The organism is Planococcus sp. MB-3u-03, assembly GCF_002833405.1.
Taxonomy (GTDB): Bacteria; Bacillota; Bacilli; order Bacillales_A; family Planococcaceae; genus Planococcus.
Window position 1 is genome coordinate 1,352,314 of record NZ_CP025135.1, and the last position, 21,356, is coordinate 1,373,669.

Below are 21,356 nucleotides of genomic sequence, written 5' to 3' on the forward strand. Positions count from 1 at the left end.
GACTTGAAAAAGAGCCCCTCCCCGGGCTCTTTTTCTATTTTCCTGAAACTATTTCACTATCATTCCGTATACATAGTTATAAAGATAAAAGGGGGAAACACCATGACTACGAAACGAGTGCTGACGATTATTGGCTTATCGATTGCGGGCATACTTTTATTGGTCGCTGTCTTTACTTCCTGGTATACGGTCGATGAATCGGAACAGGCAGTCATCATAACCTTCGGAGAAGCGGGGGAAACGGTCACGGAATCAGGCCTTCATTTCAAGATGCCTTGGCCAATCCAAAAAGCGGAAGTGATGTCGAAAGAAACCTATAGTCTTCAATTCGGCTATGACCAAAACGAGGACGGCGAAGTTACTGCATACGATAAAGAGACCAAAATGATTACAGGAGACGAAAACATCGTCTTGACGGATCTCGTCGTCCAGTGGAAAATCACCGATCCGAAAAAATTTCTCTTCAATGCGGAAGACCCTCGGGAGATGCTTCACGATGCCACCTCAGCATCCATCCGCTCAATCATCGGAAGCTCCTTGATCGATGATGCCTTGACTTCAGGAAAAGCGGAAATCGAAGCGGAAACACGCGACCTGCTATCATCGCTTATCGAAGAATACGATATCGGCATTTCCGTCTTGGCCGTGAAGCTTCAGGATGTGGAGCTGCCGAACGAAGAAGTCCGCGCAGCGTTCACGAACGTGACGGACGCAAGGGAAACGATGAATACGAAAATCAACGAAGCGAATAAATACGAAAACCAGAAACGCAACGAAGCTCTAGGTGAGAAATCAGCCATTAATTCACGGGCGGAAGCGCAGAAAGTCGAACGGGTCGAACAGGCGCGTGGCGACGTAGCGGTATTCGATAAACTGTATGCCGAATACGAAAGCAATCCGGAAGTGACCAGGCAGCGTTTGGTCATGGAAACCTTGGAGTCTGTGCTGCCGGACGCCAAATTGTATATCATGAACGACGATGAAGGAACGATGAAGTATTTGCCGCTCGGTGAAATGCAGACCGCAATACCGCCGGCAGCGGAAGAAGAAACAACTGAAGAAGGGGGCGGCAACTGATGGATCCAAAACAGCCATTCGGCAATTCCAATACGACGGATATCTTCGGCAATAAAAATCGGGCCAAAAAACCGAGAGAGCCAAGAGAACCGATCAATTACCGGAAATACTGGAAACCGATCCTCATCTCAACCATCGTCTTTTTCGCATTGTTGATCGTCCTGACCAATACCTACGTCGTGAAGGAAAACGAGTACCGCGTTGTCCGGCAGTTCGGCGAAGTCGTCAAAATCCAGGAAGATCCAGGCATCAAAATGAAAATCCCGTTCATCCAGAGCGTCACGACGATTCCGAAATACCAGATGACCTATGATGTGTCGGAAGCGGAAATCAATACAAAAGACAAAAAGCGTATTTTGATCGATAATTACGCCGTATGGCGAGTGACCGATCCCCTGAGCATGATTTCGAATGCAGGCACGATCGTCAATGCCGAGTCGCGCATGGAAGAGTTCATTTATTCCGTCGTGCGCACCGAGCTCGGCCAGCTGGATTATGACGAAATCATCAACGATGAGAATTCATCGCGCGGAAGCTTAAACGATACGGTCACCGAAAGAGTCAATGAATTGCTCAACACAGATCAATATGGCATCGAGGTTGTCGATGTGCGGATGAAGCGTACCGATTTGCCATCGGAAAACGAACAAGCCGTCTTTACGCGGATGATCTCGGAGCGGGATTCGACTGCGCAGGATTATTTGTCGCAAGGAGATGCACGCAAGCGTGAAATCGAGGCGCAAGCCGAACGCGAAGCCCAGGAAGTCATTGCGACCGCCAAAAAAGAAGCGGCCTTGATCCAAGCGGATGGCGAATCGGAAGCAGCCCAGATCTACAACGAATCGTTCTCGAAAGACCCTGAATTTTATGAGCTATACCGTTCACTCGAATCGTATTCGAAAACGGTCGGTGAAGATACGGTCATCATCATGCCGTCGGACTCACCATATGCAAGACTGTTATCCGGAAATCTTGAATAGCGCCTGGAGCCGTCATTTCTCTTCTATTTGCCTGCGTGGTAAAATAAAGGGAATGACGGCTTTTTTATGGAAAGGGGTAATTTTGTGTCAAAGAAAATCTTATTGCTCGATGGCAACAGCCTGGCATACCGCGCATTTTTCGCGCTGCCATTATTGACGAACGACAACGGAGTGCACACGAATGCAGTTTACGGCTTCACGACGATGCTGCAAAAGCTATTGGAGGAAGAAAAGCCGACACATATGATGGTGGCATTCGATGCCGGGAAAACAACTTTCCGCAACGAAGCATATAAAGAATACAAAGGTGGACGGCAAAAGACTCCACCTGAACTGTCCGAGCAATTCCCATATTTGCGCAAGCTGCTTTCAGCCTACCAAATCAAACAATACGAACTTGATAATTACGAAGCGGATGATATTATCGGCACGCTGAGCCTTCAAGCCGAACAGGCAGGCGATCAGGTCGTCGTCGTCTCGGGAGACAAGGACTTGACGCAACTCGCTTCAGATTCGACAGTCGTCTACATTACACGAAAAGGTATCACCGATATCGAGAAATATACGGTGGACCATATCCAAGAAAATACGGCCTGACGCCGCTGCAGATTATCGATATGAAAGGCTTGATGGGCGATTCCTCCGATAACATTCGGGAGTGCCGGGCGTCGGCGAAAAGACGGCTTTGAAGCTGCTCGCCAAACACGGATCGGTTGAAGGAGTCTGAAGCAATCGAAGAGCAAAAGGCAAAATGAAAGAAAAGCTCGTGGAAAATGAAGAGCTTGCCTATCTGTCCAAAAGCTCGCGACGATCGAACGTCAAGCACCAGTGGAAGTGTCGATCGATGAACTTGATTATGCAGGCCCTGACCAGGATGAATTGGTGCGTATCTGGAACGAGGCTCGCCTTTAAATCATTGCTGGAGAAGCTGGATTATACCGCAGAGGAAACTGAGAAGGAAGAGCTGCATTTCGAAGTGCTTGAAACGGTCGATAAGAGCTTGCTCGAAGACGGCATGGCGGTCCATCTGGAACTATATGATGAGCATTACCATAGCTGCGATTTACTGGGCGTTTCATTGGCATCCGACAAAGCGACTTATGTCATCCCGATGGAAGTGGCGGAACAATCGGAAGCGCTGAAGGCGTGGCTCGAAGACGCGGCGGCCAACAAAATATGTCCGATTCAAAGCGGCGACTGCGGCATTCCTCAGAAAAGGCATTAAGATCGATGGGGTCGACTTTGATTTGATGCTCGGCGCCTATATCGTCAATCCGTCGCTGAAGTATACGGACTTGGCTGATATTGTCCGTGAATACGGCTATTCGGATGTCTCGACCAACGAGCAGGTCTATGGCAAAGGGGCGAAGAAGAAAGTTCCTGAAGCGGCTGAATTGAATGAACATATGGCGAGAAAAGCGAGGGCGATCTATAATGTGCGCCCCGTGGTCGTCAAAAAGCTGGAAGAAAACGAGCAATTTGACTTATACGATAAATTGGAGCTGCCGCTCGCAAAAGTGCTCGGGCAAATGGAATCGCTCGGCGTCAAAGTGGACCGCGGCCAATTGGCTGACATGGGCGTGGAATTGAAGCGCAAGCTCGGCATGATCGAACAGGAAATCTATTCGCTTGCCGGACAGGAGTTCAATATCAATTCGCCGAAGCAGCTTGGGGTCATCCTATTCGAACAATTGGGCTTGCCGGCGATCAAAAAAACCAAAACCGGCTACTCGACTGCAGCGGATGTGCTGGAGAAATTGGAAGGCAAACACGAAATCATCCACCATATCCTGATGTATCGCCAGCTCGGCAAATTGCTGTCGACGTATATTGAAGGTTTATTGAAAGAGATTCACGAAGACGGCAAAGTCCATACCCGTTTCCAGCAAGCCTTGACGACAACCGGAAGGCTCAGTTCCACGAACCCGAACTTGCAAAACATCCCGGTGCGCCTGGAAGAAGGACGCAAAATCCGCAAAGCGTTCGTCCCTTCAGAACCTGGATGGGTCATGGTTGCGGCGGATTATTCACAGATCGAATTGCGCGTGCTTGCCCATATGTCGAAAGACGAGAGCTTGATCGAAGCTTTCCAATCGGATATGGATATCCACACGAAAACAGCTAGCGACGTCTTCAATGTGTCGCTCAAAGAAGTGACTTCCGACATGCGCCGTGCTGCCAAAGCGGTCAATTTCGGCATCGTCTATGGCATCAGCGACTACGGCTTGTCGCAAAACTTGAATATCACCCGCAAAGAAGCGGCTGACTTTATCGAGCGGTATTTGGCAAGTTTCCCAGGCGTGCAGGGCTATATGACCTCAATTGTCGAACAGGCGAAAAAAGATGGTTTTGTCACGACATTGATGAACCGCCGCCGCTATTTGCCGGACATCAACAGCTCGAATTTCAATTTGCGCAGTTTTGCGGAACGCACCGCGATGAATACGCCGATTCAGGGAAGTGCGGCCGATGTCATCAAGCAGGCGATGATCGAAATGGATATTGCACTTGAACGCGAAGGGCTGCAGTCGAAGATGATCTTGCAAGTGCACGATGAACTGATCTTTGAAGCACCTGCCGAAGAACTCGAAAAACTCATGGAACTGGTTCCGGAAGTCATGGAGTCTGCCGTGAAACTCAATGTGCCATTGAAAGTCGATATCGCATCAGGCGATACTTGGTACGATACAAAATAAGGAGGAATGTATGATGCCGGAACTTCCGGAAGTAGAAGGGGTGGTCCGGCAAATCCGCCCTGTGTCGATCGGCAAACGCATCGTCTCGGTCGATGTGTCCGATACGATCCGAAAATCAAAGCAATCGGGCAAAGAAGCGATCTTGAAGCGCATCGAAGCGGATGACTTTCAAGAGCGTCTGACCGGTGCCCAAATACTCGCCGTCGAACGGCGCAGCAAATATATTTACATGACCATGAAAAACGAGCAGGAATTCCTGCTCGTCAACCATCTGGGCATGTCGGGGGCCTGGTTTTTCGTCGATAGCCTGCTGTCGATCCCGGAAGATAAGTTCAGGCGGCACGTTCATGTGGTGCTGACGCTCGATGACGGCAACTTGCTGGCATTCTCGGATATCCGGCGTTTCGGGGAAATGCGTGTGCTCGGAACCGAAGCGGATTTTCCGCCGCTTCTATTGATGGCGCCGGAGCCTTTTGCCGACGGGGCACTTGAATGGTTTTTGCAGCAATCGGAAAGCCCGAAATTCCGCAACAAGCCGATCAAGGAAGTTATTATGGACGGCACGGTCATCTCGGGATGTGGCAATATATACGCCACAGAAGCGCTATTTCGCATGAAGATCCACCCGAAACGCGCCGCAAGCCGCATCAGCCGCAAGCGTAAAATTGAATTGTTCCAGGCCATTGCCGCCATTTTGCTCGAGAGCATCGAAGCGGGGGGCAGCACGATTTCCGATTACCGAAAGATCAACGGAGAATCAGGCAGCATGCAGAATCGTTTTGGCATGTACGGCAAGAAGACGTGCACGGTTTGTGGGACAGAGACCAAAACAGTGAAAATCGCAAGCCGGGCGTCTGTCTATTGCCCATCTTGCCAGAAATGAGGAGAATACATGATCATCGGATTGACCGGCAGCATCGCGAGCGGCAAAAGCACCGTCTCGCAAATGCTCAAGGAATTGGGATATCCGGTCGTTGACGCAGATCTGGTCGCCAGACAAGTGGTCGAGCCCGGAACGGAAACATTGAACAGCATCGAGCAAGCTTTCGGCGCGGAAGTGATACGCGCTGACGGGTCGATGGACCGCGAGAAAGTCGGGGCAATCATCTTCAACGATCCAGCGAGCCGAAAAAAATTGAATGACATCATCCACCCGGCAATACGCCGGGAAATGCTTAGGCAGCGCCAAGCATTTTTGGATGAAGGATATGAAACCGTTATCATGGACATTCCGCTGTTATTCGAAAGCAAACTCCAGCATATGGTCGACAAGATCCTGGTCGTCACTGTATCGGAGCAGGAACAGCTAAAACGCCTGATGGAGCGCAATGGATTGGCTGAACAGGAAGCAAAAGCGCGGATCGCTTCGCAATTGCCGTTAAGCGTTAAAGAACAAGGGGCGGATGAAGTGCTCGATAACAACGGTTCTCTTGATAACACAAAGCGCCAATTAATGCGCATATTAGACAATTGGCAGACACATCCGTAAAAAGTATGCGCTTTCTTTTGTTTTCAGGTTCTCTTAAGTAAATAATGTGTTATACTATATATCGAATTAAAATATAAGTATGACTTATTTAATTGGGGACAAATACATGACAGTTTCGATTGCAATTAACGGGTTTGGCCGCATCGGCCGTATGGTTTTCAGACAAGCAGTTTTGATGGATGACGTGACAATTTCGGCGGTCAACGCCGGTTATCCGGCAGAAACACTTGCTCACTTGATTAAGTATGACACAAATCACGGTACCTTCTCCGGTGAAGTGAAAGCGGAAGAAAATGCGTTGGTTGTAAACGGAAAGCGTATTCAATTGGTTAACGAGCGCGATCCATTGAAACTCCCATGGGGGGAAATGGGCGTCGATATCGTCATCGAAGCGACAGGCAAGTTCAACTCGCGCGATAAAGCTGCGCTTCATTTGGATGCGGGAGCGAAGAAAGTCATCTTGACTGCTCCTGGTAAAAATGAAGACATCACGATCGTGATGGGTGTCAATGATGATAAATTGGATGTCGACAAACATCACATCATCTCCAACGCCAGCTGCACGACGAATTGCTTGGCGCCTGTCGCTAAAGTGCTGAATGATGCATTCGGCATCGAAAACGGCTTGATGACAACGGTTCATGCGTATACCAATGACCAAAAGAATTTGGATAACCCGCATAAGGATCTTCGCCGCGCACGCGCTTGTGGACAGTCGATTATTCCGACTTCAACGGGGGCTGCCAAAGCTTTGTCGCTCGTTCTTCCTGAATTGGAAGGGAAATTGCATGGCCTAGCGCTTCGTGTCCCGACGCCAAATGTGTCGCTCGTCGACCTTGTCGTTGATGTCCAGCAGGATGTGACGGTAGAAGACGTCAATCGTGCATTCACGGATGCATCGGAAGGCGCGCTTGCAGGCATTCTCGATTTGACGATGGAGCCGCTTGTGTCGATCGACTTCAATACGAACCCAAGTTCTGCAATCGTTGACGGCTTGACTACCATTGTCATGGGCGACCGCAAAGTGAAAGTGCTCGCTTGGTACGATAACGAATGGGGCTACTCGGCCCGCGTTGTTGACTTAATGAAAAAGGTAGCCAATTCTATGGCTGTCGCTTCAAAATAATGCAAAAAGATTCCGCTTTTCTTCTTATTAGAATAGCGGAATCTTTTTTTGTCGTTGTATTAAAAAAAATGCCCGCTGGAGCATTTATTTATTGCATTTCGAAAACATTCATCATATACTATGAATCGTAGCCAAAAACGGCTACCACTTCTCAATTCTATTTATTATGTAGAGCAAGGAATTAGGAGCGTATATTATTATTCTTATGACTGCTTAAAGGGTTAGGACCTCTCTGGACTAACTTTCCCCCGTGGTAGTCAACTTTGAATATTTTGCGCAAAACCAAAATGTTATCAAAGGGGGAAACGAACCATGGAAACTATGGGACGTCACGTAATCGCAGAACTTTGGCAGTGTGATTTTGACAAATTAAACGATATGGATTATATCGAAAAGACTTTTGTTGATGCAGCACTCAAATCAGGTGCGGAAATCCGCGAAGTCGCTTTTCATAAATTTGCACCACAGGGTGTCAGCGGCGTAGTCATCATTTCGGAATCACACCTGACTATCCACAGCTTCCCGGAACACGGGTACGCGAGTGTCGATGTGTATACTTGCGGTGATCTTGATCCAACAATTGCAGCTGATTACATTGCACAAGCTTTGGATTCAAAACAAAGCGAAGTAACTGAAGTGCCACGCGGCATGGGACCAGTCGGCGCCGGAGCGACAAAAGTGTCACTAACGGTGTAACTGGCCGCTAATAACGCAAAACACAAGCAGAGGAGAAAATCCTCTGCTTTTTCTAATGTTTGGGGAATTTTTTTGTTATACTGTTACTACCAGATAGAGAATTTTCGGGGAGATGTCTACCATGAAATGTCCAGCTTGCCAGCATAACGGCACCCGCGTAGTAGATTCGCGGCCAATAGATGAAATGAAATCAATCCGCAGGCGTCGTGAATGTGAAGCATGCGGCTATCGCTTCACCACGTTCGAGAAGGTGGAGGAGATGCCGCTGATCGTCGTGAAAAAAGATGGATCCCGTGAAGAATTCAGCCGCGAGAAAGTGTTGCGCGGCTTGATTCGCGCGTGTGAAAAACGCCCAGTCTCGCTCGACATGCTTGAAGGGGTCGTTTTCGATATCGAAAAAGAACTTCGCCGGAGCGGAAATCCTGAAGTGAAATCGGAAGAAGTCGGAGAACTGGTCATGAACCGGTTAGCGGATATCGATGAAGTGGCCTATGTCCGCTTCGCATCCGTCTATCGCCAGTTCAAAGACATTACGGTCTTCATCGATGAACTCAAGGATCTGCTTGACCGCAATCCCGGTGACAAGGACAGCAAATAAGGCGGTGAGCACATGACGATGTACAAAGAACTCCAGCCCGCCGACTTGTACCGGATCCGCATGCCGTATCCATTTTCCAATTACGACCGACAATTGCTGACGCTTCTCTATCAGCCGATGATCGGATCGGATGCCATCTCCCTCTACTTGACACTGTGGGCAGATGCGGAAATGCGGTCCGAGGATTCCACGCATTATACATTAATGAACACGCTCGGAAAACCGGTCAAGGCGATTTTCGAATCCCGCATCCAATTGGAAGCAATCGGCTTATTGAAAACTTTCCGGAAAGACGGGGAAAACCGTTCCTTCATATATGAGCTGTGTCCGCCGCTCGACCCCAAAACCTTTTTTGCCGATCCGCTTTTATCGATGTTCCTGTTCAGTAAAATCGGGGAATCGTCTTACCGCTGGGTCCGCGACCGGTTTGTCATCCAGACGCCGCTCGCTTCAGGATACGAGGAAGTCTCCAGGACCTTCACGGATATTTTCCAACCGGTGCATGCGAAGTCCGGATACCCTGCAGACCAAAAAGAGCTTGAATCACGGACAGACGGGGAATATGAGATGGAACAGGACTTTGACTTTGCGCTGCTGCGCCAGGGCCTGTCCGAACAACTCGTGCCGAAGCGCGTGCTGACGCCGGCCATCCGCAACTTTATCGTAAAACTTTCGTTCCTCTACGGTTTCGGCCCGCTTGAAATGCAAAAAGTCGTATTGTTGGCGATCGAAGATGATTACCGGATAGATGAGGAAGGGCTGCGCAAGGCTGCTTCCGATTATTATAAAATGACCGTCACGACGACTGCACCGAAACTCGAGCCGGTTAAAAAGGCAGAACCGAAAACGCAACAACCTGAAGCAAAACAAGGCCCTGTAAACAAAGAAGACGAGTTGATCGCATATTTGGAATCAGCCTCGCCGATTCAAGTACTGCGCGATATCGCAGACGGCAAAGAACCGCTGCCGGCCGATGTGCAATTAGCGAACCAGTTGGTGACGCAGCATGGCATGGAGCCGGCTGTCGTTAATGTATTGCTTCAATACGTCCTATTGCGTACGGATATGAAACTGACAAAAGCGTATGTAGAAAAAATTGCATCGCATTGGTTGAGGAAAAATGTCACGACAGCCAAGCAGGCAATGGAATTTGCACGCATCGAGCATACGCAGTATATGAAATGGAAAAATGAATCAGGCGCCGCGCCTAAAAAAGCGGCATCTTCCGGCCGCAAGCCGATCCGCGAAGAAAAGTTGCCTGAATGGTTCAATAAGAAAGACGAAGTGGAAACGCCTGGACAAGGAGCTTCAAGTGAACAGCTCGAACAGGAAAAACAGAAATTGCTTGCGAAGCTTGCGTTGAAGAAAAGGAAGGGTGATTAGATGGAACCGATTCGTGAAACGATGAAGCGAGTGGTCAATGCGCCCTCATTTTCCGAGCGCTATGATGCGATGAAGAAAGAAGTGCTGGAACATCCCGGCGTCCTCAAATTCCTCAAAGAACACGAAGAGGAAATCGACGGGCCGACAGTAGAAAAAGGGATGGGCAAGTTATACGAGTATATCGACCAATCGCATGACTGCAATAAATGCCCGAACCTCGGCGGATGCATCAATCACTTAAAAGGATTCGAACCGAATCTTGTATTGGAGCGCGGCAATATCGGCATTTCGTACACCAAATGCCGGTTGAAGACCGCTGAAGACAATAAGCGGCATGCATCCTCTTTGATCCACAGCATGTACATGCCAAAGAAGTGATGGCGGCGAGAATCGAAAACTTCGAGCTGGACGACCGCAGGCTGCCTGCTTTCCGTGCAGTTGATGATTTCCTGGAGAAAGCGACAGGCCCGGACTCGCTCCTGAAAAAGGCTTGTATTTATATGGCAAGTTCGGGACTGGCAAATCCTATTTGCTGAGCGCTGTCGCGAATGAGCTGGCAGAGATCAACGTGAAAACGGTTCTCGTGTTCGTGCCGGAATTCATGCGCGAAATGAAGCAAGCGATCGGCGACCATACACTTCAGGAGAAAATCGAATACGTCAAAAAGCCGATGTGCTCATGCTCGATGATATCGGGGCTGAAGCGATGTCGAGCTGGACGCGTGACGAAGTGCTCGGTACGATCCTTCATTACCGGATGGCGGAAAAATTGCCGACTTTCATGAGCTCGAACTTCAGCTATTCTGAACTCGCGCACCATTTGACCTATTCACAGCGTGGCGAAAAAGAAGACCTGAAGGCGGCGCGCATTATGGAACGGATCAGGCATTGACCGTCCCAGTCAAACTTGAAGGCGAAAACCGCCGCAACAAGTAAGAGAAACTATTGCCTTTTGATTTTTCATCGTATAGTAAGAAACATCAATAATGATTTACATGCAATGACAAGGACATGAGCGATCGCGCGGCACACAGAGAGGAAGACATGGCTGAAAGCTTCCCGGCACAGCGTTTTCGTTTACCCCCTTCGAGCAGCGCCTGCGAACTTCAGTAACAGGCGACGGTACCGGCCCGTTAGCCGATGCAGAGCTTCATTCCGCGCAAAATTGTGCGGAAGAGAAGGTGGAACCACGAACAGAGCTTCGTCCCTTTTGGGATGGGGCTTTTTGTGTGGAAAAAAAGAAAAGCTGAAGCTAGACATCAAAAAACCTGAAGCGCTGAACCAGACCCTGTGGTTCTCGATTCACCCGATATCATTCAAAGGAGAGATTCATATGGCAGACATGATTCAATTAACATTCCCAGACGGCGCAGTAAAAGAGTTCGCCAAAGGAACATCTACAGAAGAAATTGCTCAATCCATCAGCCCGGGCCTTCGCAAAAAAGCGGTAGCAGGCAAGCTTTCCGGCAACTTGGTCGATTTGAAAGCCCCTCTTGAGGCGGATGGCGACATCGCGATCATCACACCAGAATCCGAAGAAGCATTGGAAGTACTTCGCCACAGCTCAGCGCATTTGATGGCTCAAGCAGTCAAACGCCTGTATCCGGATGCCAAGCTTGGCGTTGGGCCGGTCATCGAAAACGGCTTCTATTACGATATCGATACAGAGTCGGCGATTACAGCTGAAGATCTGCCGGTCATTGAAAAAGAAATGAAGAAAATTATCAACGAAAACTTGGACATCGTCCGTGTGGAAGTATCGAGAAATGAAGCGCAGCAACGCTTTGAAGCGATCAACGACCCATACAAGCTGGAGCTTCTAGAAGCAATTCCAGAAGATGAGCAAGTGTCGATCTACGAACAAGGCGAATTTTTCGATTTGTGCCGCGGCATCCACGTACCGTCAACTGGCAAATTGAAGGAATTCAAATTACTAAGTGTCGCTGGTGCCTACTGGCGCGGCGATAGCGACAATAAAATGCTTCAGCGCATCTACGGAACAGCTTTCTTTAAAAAAGAAGAATTGAAAGCCCATCTTGAAATGCTTGAAGAAGCGAAAGAGCGCGACCACCGCAAAATCGGCAAAGAGCTCAATTTGTTCATGAACTCCCAAAAAGTCGGACAAGGCTTGCCAATGTGGCTGCCGAAGGGTGCAACAATCCGCCGCATCATCGAACGCTATATTGTCGACAAAGAAGAGCGCATGGGCTATGACCACGTGTATACACCGGTCATGGGCAGTGTCGAACTATATAAGACTAGCGGCCACTGGGATCATTACCAGGAAAATATGTTCCCGGTCATGCAAATGGACAATGAAGACTTGGTGCTGCGCCCGATGAACTGCCCGCATCACATGATGATCTACAAGCAGGGAATCCATTCCTACCGCCAATTGCCGATCCGTATCGCAGAACTTGGATTGATGCACCGCTATGAGATGTCGGGTGCCTTGTCCGGCCTACAACGCGTGCGCGGCATGACATTGAACGATGCCCATCTTTTTGTGCGCCCGGACCAGATCAAAGAAGAATTCAAACGTGTCGTCAATCTCGTCATCGAAGTATACAAAGACTTCGATTTGAAAGATTATTCGTTCCGCGTATCCTACCGCGATCCGGCAGACAAAGAAAAATACTATGACGATGACGCCATGTGGAACCGTGCGCAATCGATGCTGAAAGAAGCGATGGATGAACTCGGCCTCGATTATTTCGAAGCAGAAGGCGAAGCGGCATTCTACGGGCCAAAACTCGACGTTCAAGTGAAAACAGCGCTTGGCAAAGAAGAGACTTTATCGACTGTCCAGCTCGACTTCCTATTGCCTGAGAAATTTGATTTGACGTATATCGGCGAAGATGGCAAACAGCACCGCCCGGTTGTTATCCACCGTGGGGTCGTCTCGACTATGGAGCGTTTCGTCGCATTCTTGATCGAAGAATACAAAGGCGCATTCCCGACATGGCTCGCGCCGGTACAAGTGGAAATCATCCCGGTATCGCTCGATGTGCACAGCGAATACGCAAAAGAGCTACAGGAAAAATGCAGCAGCATAAATTGCGCGTCGACATCGATGAGCGCGATGAAAACTGGGGTATAAAATCCGCGAAGCACAAATGCAGAAAGTTCCTTATATGCTCGTTATCGGCGATAAGGAACTTGAAAGCGGCTCGGTCAATGTCCGCAAATATGGCGAGCAGAACTCCGAGAGCATGCCATTTGAAGAGTTCCTTAAACTCGTCCAATCGAACTTCGCTAAAGTGCTTGACAGTAAAAGTGCTGCGTGATATTCTTATTTAGGTTATTGAATACTTATATGTGCAAGCAGGAGCGCCCGCTTCTCACCTGATCGACCGAATGTTGGCAGGTAGACACGATTGACTTTACATGCAACTAGCATGTGTCATATTATGGCGGGCGAACTCCTCGGGGTTCGCCCGCTTTTGTTTGCGCCTGTGAACCGGATCGTCCGGTTTACACATTTAAGCTATTCGCGACACTACCCGGAGGTGGATCATTATTAGCAGAGACAACAATGTAAACGAAGGCATTCGTGCACGTGAATTACGGGTTATTGACCAAAATGGTGAACAGCTCGGAATCAAATCACGCAACGAGGCGCTCGAGATTGCAGCCCGTGTCAACTTGGATCTAGTACTAGTGGCTCCTCAAGCTAAGCCGCCGGTCGCACGGATCATGGACCACGGCAAGTTCAAATTTGAACAGCAAAAGAAAGAGCGCGAAATTCGTAAAAACCAAAAAATCATCAACGTCAAAGAGGTTCGTTTGAGCCCTGGCATCGATGACCACGATTTTAACACGAAGCTCCGCAACGCGATCAAGTTCCTTGAAAAAGGCGACAAAGTGAAAGCTTCAATCCGTTTCAAAGGCCGTGCGATTACGCACAAAGAAATCGGACAACGTGTCCTTGAACGCTTCGCAGAAGAGTGCAAGGGTGTCGCGACGGTTGAACAGCGCCCGAAAATGGAAGGTCGCAGCATGTTCTTGATGCTGAACCCGATCAACGAGAAGGAATAACAGTATATTTGTTTAGGAGGAACCCGAAATGCCGAAAATGAAAAGCCACAGTGGAGCGTCTAAACGCTTCAAGAAAACTGGAACTGGTAAAGTAAGACGCAACCGTTCCCACACTAGCCACTTGTTCGCAAACAAATCGACTAAGCAAAAACGTAAGCTTCGCAAGAGCTCATTGGTTTCTGCAGGCGATTTGAAACGCATCAAATCATTGATCTACAACATGAAGTAAGAACGAAAAGCGGAAACGGCCGCTCAGCTCCGGCAGACTTAAGATGAACTTCCGAAGCGGCGCTCTATGCCGTACAGGAAGGGCAGCTTAAGGCCGAGGAGTTGGCCGTTGAAGTCTAGACATCACCAACTACTACAAAAATCGAATTTTTCATATTCAAGCAGGAGGTAATTCAATATGCCACGCGTAAAAGGCGGAACAGTGACGCGCAAGCGTCGTAAAAGAGTATTAAAATTAGCTAAAGGTTATTACGGTTCCAAGCACTTACTATTTAAAGTAGCGAACCAACAAGTCATGAAGTCAGGTAACTATGCTTACCGTGACCGTCGCAACAAAAAACGTGATTTCCGCAAATTGTGGATCACACGCATCAACGCAGCAGCTCGTTTGAATGATATTTCTTATAGCCGCTTGATGCACGGGTTGAAACTTGCTGGCATCGACATCAACCGCAAAATGCTAGCTGAAATCGCTGTATCTGATGCAGCTGCTTTCACAGCTTTGGTTGACCAAGCGAAAAAAGCATCTAACAACTAATTCACACTGGGCCCAGCGCCTAGTTCGATAGAAAAAAGGCCGGCTAATTGCCGGCCTTTTTTTATTGAAGCCGATGGGGAGGGAAGATAATGATCATATTGGCAGCTTATTTGGCCGCCATGTCGAGTTTTGCCTTTATCATGATGTGGGCGGACAAGCGGCAGGCGCAAGCACGCGGGCCGCGCATCCCAGAAAAACGCCTGTGGCTTGTCGCGGCAATTGGCGGCGGCATCGGGGCATACGCAGGCATGATGTTGTTCAGGCATAAAACGAAGCACACGAATTTCCGCCTTGGCTTTTTTGCCTTGGCATTGATACAGGCAGTTTTGCTTGTTTGGGTGGCGTCTCAATAGAAAAAGAGGAAGAAGCTCAGGCTTCTTCCTCTTTTTTCATCAATTGTTCGATTGGGCTTTTCCAGGAAATGTCCGCATCCGGATAGTTCATGCGGATCTCCTTCTCCAGAAAATGAAAATCCTCTTTAGAGAAGCCGATCAGCTTGTCGGGCGTCTCGGTCCATATGAAAATGGATACGACATCAAATGCCTCTTTGGTGGTCCCTAAATATTTCTCGCCTTCAAAAAGAACGCCACGCATGGCGATGAAAAAATTCTTGCGGACATTCCCCACATCATCATGGAAATAATAAGTGCCGGATTCGAGCGCGGCATCAAGCTTGCGCTTCGGGTCAAAAATGAATTTGAGGAGACGGTAAAATAGGTAGATGATCAAGGCGATGATGATCAAGCGGATCAAAAATGCCATCGGATTGCCCCCCTTATCAGGATAGTCTTGTGTATAATACGTAACAGAAGCTTGGAAGTTTCACAATTTTTATCGAAAAGGAGAAAGTCTATGAACCTTCAGGAATTATTTCACATGCAGCGGGAGCTCGACCGCTATATCCAATCGAACAGAAACGTCGAGGAATCGGTGTTCCGCAAGAAAGTGCTAGCGCTTCAAGTGGAATTGTCGGAGCTTGCTAATGAAACGAGATGCTTTAAGTTCTGGAGCACGAAAGGCCCGTCGGATAAAAGCGTTTTGCTCGAGGAGTACGTCGATTGCATTCATTTCATCCTGTCGCTCGGCATTGAAAAGGGCTTTGATTCACTAGAGCAATGGCCAGCTCCGACCAGTGAACAAGATTTGACGGAACTGTTCCTCTCTGCGCATCAAGGAGTCGGACGCTTTGCAGAACAAGCGACCCCGGAAGAATACCAAAGCTTGTGGCGGACGTTCGGCGCCCTGGCGGAAGCACTCGGCTTCAGCTATGAGGAAGTGCTGACGGCTTATGTTGAAAAGAATGAAACCAACTACAAACGCCAGCAGCAAGGGTATTGAATGAATCTTTTGATAACGTAACCGCTTTCCTATATACTGAAAAAGCAATGACTATTTAGGAGGTCGAAATAATGTCGAAATTAGATGAAACACAACAAATGTTGAAAGATTTGACAGACGCGAATGGCATTCCCGGCAATGAACGCCAATCCCGCGAGGTTATGAAGAAATACATAGAGCCATTTGCCGACACGATCGAGACGGATAATCTCGGCAGCTTGATCGCCAAAAAAGAAGGGCTTGCAGATGGGCCGAAAATTATGGTCGCCGGACATTTGGATGAAGTCGGCTTCATGATTTCCCAAATCGACGACAAAGGATTCCTGAAATTCCAAACGGTCGGTGGCTGGTGGAACCAGGTCATGCTTGCTCAGCGCGTGACGATTACAACGCGCAGTGGAAAAGAAATCACAGGGGTTATCGGATCCAAACCGCCGCATATCCTGTCTCCGGAAGCACGCAAAAAACCGGTGGAAATCAAGGACATGTTCATCGACATCGGCGCATCTTCACGTGAAGAAGCAAAAGAATGGGGGGTAACGCCAGGCGATATGGTCACTCCTTATTTCGAGTTCACGGTCATGAACAACGATAAACTGTTGATGGCAAAAGCTTGGGACAACCGCATTGGCTGCGCCATCGCCATCGATGTCTTGAAAGGCTTGAAAGGCGTCGACCACCCGAATGTCGTCTATGGCGTCGGAACGGTCCAGGAAGAAGTCGGCCTGCGCGGCGCAAAAACGGCGACTTCATTCATCCAGCCGGACATCGGTTTTGCAGTGGATGTCGGCATCGCAGGAGATACGCCAGGTGTCACATCAAAAGAATCCAACAGCAAAATGGGCGACGGCCCGCAAATCCTGTTGTTCGACGCCTCGATGGTGTCTCACCGCGGCTTGCGTGAGTTGGTCGTCGATACAGCGGAAGAATCAGGAATCCCGTTCCAGTTCGAAACGATTGCAGGCGGCGGAACAGATGCCGGCTCCATCCACTTGACAGCAAATGGCGTACCGGCCTTGTCGATCGGTGTAGCGACGCGCTATATCCATTCACACGCAGGCATCTTGCACCGCGACGATTACGAAAATGCTGTGAAATTGATCATTGAAGTAATCAAGAAGCTCGACCGCGACACGGTAACAAAAATTACATTCGACTGATTTTGAAGCCCGGCAGATGCCGGGCTTTTTTTATGTCCAGAATAAAATCGAAAAGCCAATGACCAAACAGTGTGGATCTAAACTTTCTTTGAGTATTTATAAAGCCAATGCCTCCTCATGTTTCAAATACTTCAAAAGGGAAGCGATTCCCCCACTAGCCGGCAACTAACTATAGAAGCAGAACCATTTGAACAAGCTAACAACAACGAAATCTCTCAGCCGCCCAGCGCCAAGGGTGAGCCGAAGCAATGAGACAGATGTTCTTTCTGGCTCATTGTGAGAGGCCAACCCAAAGCAGGGCGGCGAATACCAAGGCGAAGCACACATCAACTCCAGCAACATATCCACAGGAAAACTCTTATTCTCGAGTTCTACGCTAGCTCCAGGAAGCGATTCCCCCACTAGCCGGCAACTAACTATAGAAGCAGAACCAGTTGAACAAGCTAACAACAACGAAATCTCTCAGCCGCCCAGCGCGCCAGGGGTGAGCCGATGCAATGAGACGGATGTTCTTTCTGGCTCATTGTGAGAGGCCAACCCAAAGCTGGGCGGCGACTTCCAATTGGATGTTCGAAAAAAGGTTGATGCACTTTCACACTTAAGCATTAGGAAAAAGATGTTAGGTAAACTTGACTTAATGTTAATTATACATTACATTATGTTAAATAAACTATACATGAAACGAGGGATGCTGATGCTGAAAAACCGGGTGAAAGAGCTGCGGGCGCGCTATGGGTTTACGCAAAGCGAGCTGGGCAAGCAAGTGGATGTGACGCGGCAGACGATCGCATTTATTGAGAAAGGCGAATTTTCACCATCGATTACATTGGCCTTGAAGCTCGCTAAGGTCTTGCAAGTGGAAGTAGGCGACTTATTTTGGCTGGAGGAGGAATAATGATGAAACAGGATTTTCGGATGACGTACCCGCTTTGGAATATGGCGTTTATATTGATACTGGCTGTGATGGCGGTCGGATTCACTTCAAGCTTCGTCAATGTCACCAAGACAGAGGCGAGCTTGAGTATCGAAGCGCAGGCATTTGAAGGATTTTTGACTTTCGCTGCCCTGATTGCCTATTTGGTGCTGATCACGATTTATTTGTTTGCACTGAAATCCTATAACCGGAAGAATCCGGATAAGAAAATTCCCCCCTTTTCGATGCGCCCTCCTGAATACATGGAACAAGACGAGGGAATGACGTTCATCACAAGGAAAGCGGTGCAGAAAGTATATACATTCATTACCTGGACATTGCCGTTCTTCGCATTGATTGTTATGCTTTTCCCGATTCCGAGACTCTTTATCGTCTGGGGAATCCTCGCGGTCGCATTCGGCCAGAACCTGATTTACTATATGGAGATGCGCAGGCATCTGAAGGAGGCGGCTGAATGATTTATGAATACGCATTAATATTCCTCGGGGCGGCGATTCCGTGGTTTGAAATCGCACTCGTCATCCCGCTCGGCATCGTCTGGGGCTTGTCGCCGGTATGGGTCATGATCACGGCCTTCGTCGGCAATATGCTGACGGTGATGCTGCTCATTATCGGTTTCGACAAATTCCGCATCTGGTACGACAAGCGCCAGCAAGCGAAAGGCAAGGAGCCGTCGAAGAAAAACGAACGCGCGGTGCGCATCTGGAATAAATACGGGCTGCCGGGGCTGTCGCTTTTAGGGCCAATCCTGATCGGTACGCATATCGCGGCGTTCATTGGCATGACTTTGGGTGCGACGAAGCGCAATACGACCGTATGGATGATTATCAGCATCGGGGTCTGGACGCTCGCGTTTGGGATTTTGACAGCACTTGGCTTTGATTTCTTTACTGCGTAAATCGGCCCTATGCTATACTGGAGCTATTCTGAAAAAAGTGGTGAACGTATTATGAAACGAATTGAATCATTGCAGAACTCGCTCGTCAAACATTGGAAGAAACTGAGCACGACCCGTAAAGAGCGTGATAAATTCGGGGAATTCCTCATCGAAGGATTTCATTTGACGGAAGAGGCATTGAACAAGAAAGACGGCATCAAAGGTTTGATCGTCCGTGAAGGCACGGATATTCCGGATGCTTGGGACATCGAAGGCCTCACGCTTTATGTGGTAACGGCACAGATTGCGAAAGAGATTGCGGAAACCGAACATACGCAAGGCATTTTCGCACATTGCGCTCAGCCGGAGTATGGCGACTCTATGCAAGAGCAATGGAAGACGCTGCTCTTGATCGACGCCGTGCAAGACCCGGGCAATGTCGGGACGATGATCCGCACCGCCGCAGCGGCCGGGATTGACGCTGTCGTTCTCGGAAAAGGTTCGGCGGATGCGTACAATCCAAAAACGGTCCGTTCGGCGCAAGGCGCTCATTTCCAAGTGCCGATCGTCAAAGGTGATTTGTTCGACTGGGTCGAACGCTTGAAGAGCCGCAGCATTCCGGTTTATGGAACGGCGCTTTACCAATCAGTGCCGATGTACGAGGCTGAGTCGAAAGAAAGTTTTGCGCTCATCGTCGGAAATGAAGGAAGCGGCGTCGAGCCGCAGCTACTCGAGCAAACTGACCAGAATTTGATGGTGCCGCTGTACGGCCCGGCAGAATCATTGAACGTGGCCGTGGCAACTGGAATTCTATTGTATAGCCTCGTTCCGAAAACTGGTGTTTGATTAACGGGGGAAAGTTCATTATAATTGAAGAGAAATAGCAAAAGCGTTGACCGGGAAAAGTACCTTGTTCCCCTGCATCCTAGGAAGTCCGCCCTCGACTGAAAGCGCGGATATGCAGGGCCATCGGAAGTTCACCCCGCGAGCTGCTAGACGGGGACCGGCCGTGTGCCGTAAAGTCTGGCCGGTGATGAGCCGTTATTCAATGAAGTGATCGCATGCGTGCGATAACTAGGGTGGTACCGCGAATCAATGCCTCGTCCCTTTTTGGGGGCGGGGCTTTTTTATGTTCAAGGAGGAGAGAAAATGGAAGCAAGATTGCAGGAATTGAAAAATGAAGCATTGGAGAAAATCCAAGCGGCGCAAACGGTCAAGGAATTGACGGACGTGCGCGTAGCGTATTTAGGGAAAAAAGGGCCGATCACTGACGTCTTGAAAGGCATGGGCAAATTGCCGGCGGAAGAGCGTCCGAAAATGGGCGCGCTCGCAAACGAAGTGCGTGCAGAAGTGACAGAATCACTCGATGCACGCATGGTCCTATTGGAAGAGCAGGCGATCAACGAAAAGCTGCAAAGCGAAACGATCGATATTTCCTTGCCGGGGCGTCCTGCGAAGACAGGCAATCCGCATCCGTTGACACGGGTCGTCGAGGAAATCGAAGACTTGTTCTTGTCGATGGGCTACGAGATCGCAGAAGGCCCGGAAGTCGAAAAAGATTATTATAATTTCGAAGCGCTCAATTTGCCGAAAGGGCATCCGGCGCGCGATATGCAGGATTCCTTCTATATAACAGAAGATATTTTGCTGCGTACGCATACGTCACCGGTACAGGCGCGCACGATGGAAGCAAAAGGCGGGGAACCGATCAAGATCATTTGCCCGGGCAAAGTCTATCGACGCGACAATGACGACGCAACGCATTCGCATCAGTTCACGCAAATCGAAGGGCTTGTTGTCGGCGAAGATATCCGCATGAGCGATTTAAAAGGGACTTTGTCCGTCTTCGCCAAGAAGATGTTCGGCGAAGACCGCGAAATCCGCCTGCGCCCGAGCTTCTTCCCGTTCACGGAGCCTTCCGTTGAAATGGATATTTCCTGTTTCAAATGCGGCGGGTCTGGCTGCAATGTCTGCAAAAAGACCGGCTGGATCGAAATTTTGGGCGCCGGCATGGTGCATCCGAACGTTCTGGAAATGGCCGGCTATGATTCGAAGCGCCTTACAGGATTTGCATTCGGCATGGGGCCGGAGCGTATTGCGATGCTGAAATATGGCATCGAGGACATCCGCCATTTCTACACGAACGACGTGCGTTTCTTGACGCAATTTCAACGGACGGAACTTTAAGGAGGAACTTTC

20 protein-coding genes, 3 pseudogenes and 1 other annotated feature are annotated in these 21,356 nt (G+C 49.0%); of the genes and pseudogenes, 22 read left to right on the plus strand and 1 reads right to left on the minus strand.

What is annotated here, in order from left to right; translation table 11 throughout:
* Positions 1 to 102: 102 nt before the first annotated feature.
* From hflK to CW734_RS08135, 15 genes and pseudogenes are all read left to right on the plus strand, one after another.
* The gene (hflK, locus tag CW734_RS08065; protein WP_101190103.1) at positions 103 to 1,077 is read left to right on the plus strand and encodes an FtsH protease activity modulator HflK; all 975 of its coding nucleotides are present in this window, start codon (positions 103 to 105) and stop codon (positions 1,075 to 1,077) included.
* On the plus strand, positions 1,077 to 2,057 hold the full coding sequence (hflC, locus tag CW734_RS08070) for a protease modulator HflC (RefSeq protein WP_101190104.1): 981 nt from the start codon (positions 1,077 to 1,079) through the stop codon (positions 2,055 to 2,057). Before hflK ends, hflC begins: the two co-directional genes overlap by 1 nt.
* 66 nt (positions 2,058 to 2,123) lie before the next feature.
* Positions 2,124 to 4,753: pseudogene (polA, locus tag CW734_RS08075) on the plus strand (DNA polymerase I).
* 13 nt (positions 4,754 to 4,766) lie between these two features.
* Entirely contained in the window at positions 4,767 to 5,636 is an 870-nt protein-coding gene (mutM, locus tag CW734_RS08080) for a bifunctional DNA-formamidopyrimidine glycosylase/DNA-(apurinic or apyrimidinic site) lyase (protein ID WP_101190105.1), read from the plus strand.
* Positions 5,637 to 5,645: 9 nt separating this feature from the next.
* Positions 5,646 to 6,242 carry a dephospho-CoA kinase gene (coaE, locus tag CW734_RS08085; protein ID WP_101190106.1) on the plus strand — a complete coding sequence of 199 codons (597 nt, stop codon included), beginning with the start codon at positions 5,646 to 5,648 and terminating at the stop codon, positions 6,240 to 6,242.
* Positions 6,243 to 6,348: 106 nt separating this feature from the next.
* Positions 6,349 to 7,368 (plus strand): glyceraldehyde-3-phosphate dehydrogenase, encoded by a 1,020-nt coding sequence (locus CW734_RS08090; protein ID WP_101190107.1) that lies wholly within the window; start codon positions 6,349 to 6,351, stop codon positions 7,366 to 7,368.
* A 312-nt stretch (positions 7,369 to 7,680) separates the two neighbouring features.
* On the plus strand, positions 7,681 to 8,064 hold the full coding sequence (gene speD / locus CW734_RS08095; RefSeq protein ID WP_068868886.1) for an adenosylmethionine decarboxylase: 384 nt from the start codon (positions 7,681 to 7,683) through the stop codon (positions 8,062 to 8,064).
* Between the two features lie 121 nt (positions 8,065 to 8,185).
* On the plus strand, positions 8,186 to 8,662 hold the full coding sequence (nrdR, locus tag CW734_RS08100; RefSeq protein WP_101190108.1) for a transcriptional regulator NrdR: 477 nt from the start codon (positions 8,186 to 8,188) through the stop codon (positions 8,660 to 8,662).
* A 12-nt stretch (positions 8,663 to 8,674) separates the two neighbouring features.
* On the plus strand, positions 8,675 to 10,045 hold the full coding sequence (locus CW734_RS08105) for a replication initiation and membrane attachment family protein (RefSeq protein ID WP_101190109.1): 1,371 nt from the start codon (positions 8,675 to 8,677) through the stop codon (positions 10,043 to 10,045).
* Positions 10,046 to 10,980 (plus strand): annotated as a pseudogene (dnaI, locus tag CW734_RS08110) (primosomal protein DnaI).
* Between the two features lie 397 nt (positions 10,981 to 11,377).
* Positions 11,378 to 13,331, plus strand: a pseudogene (thrS, locus tag CW734_RS08115) (threonine--tRNA ligase).
* A gap of 232 nt (positions 13,332 to 13,563) precedes the next feature.
* Entirely contained in the window at positions 13,564 to 14,082 is a 519-nt protein-coding gene (infC, locus tag CW734_RS08120) for a translation initiation factor IF-3 (RefSeq protein WP_101190110.1), read from the plus strand.
* Positions 14,083 to 14,110: 28 nt separating this feature from the next.
* Positions 14,111 to 14,311 carry a 50S ribosomal protein L35 gene (gene rpmI / locus CW734_RS08125; protein ID WP_101190111.1) on the plus strand — a complete coding sequence of 67 codons (201 nt, stop codon included), beginning with the start codon at positions 14,111 to 14,113 and terminating at the stop codon, positions 14,309 to 14,311.
* Between the two features lie 177 nt (positions 14,312 to 14,488).
* The gene (rplT, locus tag CW734_RS08130) at positions 14,489 to 14,848 is read left to right on the plus strand and encodes a 50S ribosomal protein L20 (protein ID WP_058381063.1); all 360 of its coding nucleotides are present in this window, start codon (positions 14,489 to 14,491) and stop codon (positions 14,846 to 14,848) included.
* An 89-nt stretch (positions 14,849 to 14,937) separates the two neighbouring features.
* Positions 14,938 to 15,201 (plus strand): DUF1294 domain-containing protein, encoded by a 264-nt coding sequence (locus CW734_RS08135; protein WP_308302152.1) that lies wholly within the window; start codon positions 14,938 to 14,940, stop codon positions 15,199 to 15,201.
* A gap of 16 nt (positions 15,202 to 15,217) precedes the next feature.
* Here CW734_RS08135 and CW734_RS08140 read toward each other — a convergent pair whose 3' ends face one another.
* Complete coding sequence (locus tag CW734_RS08140; RefSeq protein ID WP_058381061.1) at positions 15,218 to 15,610, minus strand: hypothetical protein; 393 nt, start codon at positions 15,608 to 15,610, stop codon at positions 15,218 to 15,220.
* A 90-nt stretch (positions 15,611 to 15,700) separates the two neighbouring features.
* Here CW734_RS08140 and CW734_RS08145 point away from each other — a divergent pair, with 90 nt between their 5' ends.
* From CW734_RS08145 to pheS, 7 genes are all read left to right on the plus strand, one after another.
* Entirely contained in the window at positions 15,701 to 16,186 is a 486-nt protein-coding gene (locus CW734_RS08145) for a dUTP diphosphatase (RefSeq protein ID WP_101190113.1), read from the plus strand.
* 71 nt (positions 16,187 to 16,257) lie between these two features.
* The gene (locus tag CW734_RS08150; RefSeq protein WP_058381059.1) at positions 16,258 to 17,346 is read left to right on the plus strand and encodes a M42 family metallopeptidase; all 1,089 of its coding nucleotides are present in this window, start codon (positions 16,258 to 16,260) and stop codon (positions 17,344 to 17,346) included.
* Between the two features lie 694 nt (positions 17,347 to 18,040).
* The gene (locus CW734_RS08155; protein ID WP_101190114.1) at positions 18,041 to 18,241 is read left to right on the plus strand and encodes a helix-turn-helix transcriptional regulator; all 201 of its coding nucleotides are present in this window, start codon (positions 18,041 to 18,043) and stop codon (positions 18,239 to 18,241) included.
* 2 nt (positions 18,242 to 18,243) lie between these two features.
* Positions 18,244 to 18,738 carry a hypothetical protein gene (locus CW734_RS08160; RefSeq protein WP_101190115.1) on the plus strand — a complete coding sequence of 165 codons (495 nt, stop codon included), beginning with the start codon at positions 18,244 to 18,246 and terminating at the stop codon, positions 18,736 to 18,738.
* Complete coding sequence (locus CW734_RS08165; protein ID WP_101190116.1) at positions 18,735 to 19,178, plus strand: small multi-drug export protein; 444 nt, start codon at positions 18,735 to 18,737, stop codon at positions 19,176 to 19,178. Before CW734_RS08160 ends, CW734_RS08165 begins: the two co-directional genes overlap by 4 nt.
* Positions 19,179 to 19,229: 51 nt before the next feature.
* Complete coding sequence (locus tag CW734_RS08170) at positions 19,230 to 20,003, plus strand: TrmH family RNA methyltransferase (protein WP_101190117.1); 774 nt, start codon at positions 19,230 to 19,232, stop codon at positions 20,001 to 20,003.
* A 37-nt stretch (positions 20,004 to 20,040) separates the two neighbouring features.
* Positions 20,041 to 20,268: a binding site (T-box leader), on the plus strand.
* Between the two features lie 38 nt (positions 20,269 to 20,306).
* The gene (gene pheS, locus CW734_RS08175; RefSeq protein ID WP_101190118.1) at positions 20,307 to 21,344 is read left to right on the plus strand and encodes a phenylalanine--tRNA ligase subunit alpha; all 1,038 of its coding nucleotides are present in this window, start codon (positions 20,307 to 20,309) and stop codon (positions 21,342 to 21,344) included.
* Positions 21,345 to 21,356 lie beyond the last annotated feature (12 nt).

Excerpts from the sequence above, each read along its gene's own strand:
- hflK (WP_101190103.1), top strand. The coding sequence starts at position 103 with ATGACTACGAAACGAGTGCTGACGATTATTGGCTTATCGATTGCGGGC.
- hflC (WP_101190104.1), top strand. The coding sequence starts at position 1,077 with ATGGATCCAAAACAGCCATTCGGCAATTCCAATACGACGGATATCTTC.
- mutM (WP_101190105.1), top strand. The coding sequence starts at position 4,767 with ATGCCGGAACTTCCGGAAGTAGAAGGGGTGGTCCGGCAAATCCGCCCT.
- coaE (WP_101190106.1), top strand. The coding sequence starts at position 5,646 with ATGATCATCGGATTGACCGGCAGCATCGCGAGCGGCAAAAGCACCGTC.
- CW734_RS08090 (WP_101190107.1), top strand. The coding sequence starts at position 6,349 with ATGACAGTTTCGATTGCAATTAACGGGTTTGGCCGCATCGGCCGTATG.
- speD (WP_068868886.1), top strand. The coding sequence starts at position 7,681 with ATGGAAACTATGGGACGTCACGTAATCGCAGAACTTTGGCAGTGTGAT.
- nrdR (WP_101190108.1), top strand. The coding sequence starts at position 8,186 with ATGAAATGTCCAGCTTGCCAGCATAACGGCACCCGCGTAGTAGATTCG.
- CW734_RS08105 (WP_101190109.1), top strand. The coding sequence starts at position 8,675 with ATGACGATGTACAAAGAACTCCAGCCCGCCGACTTGTACCGGATCCGC.
- rpmI (WP_101190111.1), top strand. The coding sequence starts at position 14,111 with ATGCCGAAAATGAAAAGCCACAGTGGAGCGTCTAAACGCTTCAAGAAA.
- rplT (WP_058381063.1), top strand. The coding sequence starts at position 14,489 with ATGCCACGCGTAAAAGGCGGAACAGTGACGCGCAAGCGTCGTAAAAGA.
- CW734_RS08135 (WP_308302152.1), top strand. The coding sequence starts at position 14,938 with ATGATCATATTGGCAGCTTATTTGGCCGCCATGTCGAGTTTTGCCTTT.
- CW734_RS08140 (WP_058381061.1), bottom strand. The coding sequence starts at position 15,610 with ATGGCATTTTTGATCCGCTTGATCATCATCGCCTTGATCATCTACCTA.
- CW734_RS08145 (WP_101190113.1), top strand. The coding sequence starts at position 15,701 with ATGAACCTTCAGGAATTATTTCACATGCAGCGGGAGCTCGACCGCTAT.
- CW734_RS08150 (WP_058381059.1), top strand. The coding sequence starts at position 16,258 with ATGTCGAAATTAGATGAAACACAACAAATGTTGAAAGATTTGACAGAC.
- CW734_RS08155 (WP_101190114.1), top strand. The coding sequence starts at position 18,041 with ATGCTGAAAAACCGGGTGAAAGAGCTGCGGGCGCGCTATGGGTTTACG.
- CW734_RS08160 (WP_101190115.1), top strand. The coding sequence starts at position 18,244 with ATGAAACAGGATTTTCGGATGACGTACCCGCTTTGGAATATGGCGTTT.
- CW734_RS08165 (WP_101190116.1), top strand. The coding sequence starts at position 18,735 with ATGATTTATGAATACGCATTAATATTCCTCGGGGCGGCGATTCCGTGG.
- CW734_RS08170 (WP_101190117.1), top strand. The coding sequence starts at position 19,230 with ATGAAACGAATTGAATCATTGCAGAACTCGCTCGTCAAACATTGGAAG.
- pheS (WP_101190118.1), top strand. The coding sequence starts at position 20,307 with ATGGAAGCAAGATTGCAGGAATTGAAAAATGAAGCATTGGAGAAAATC.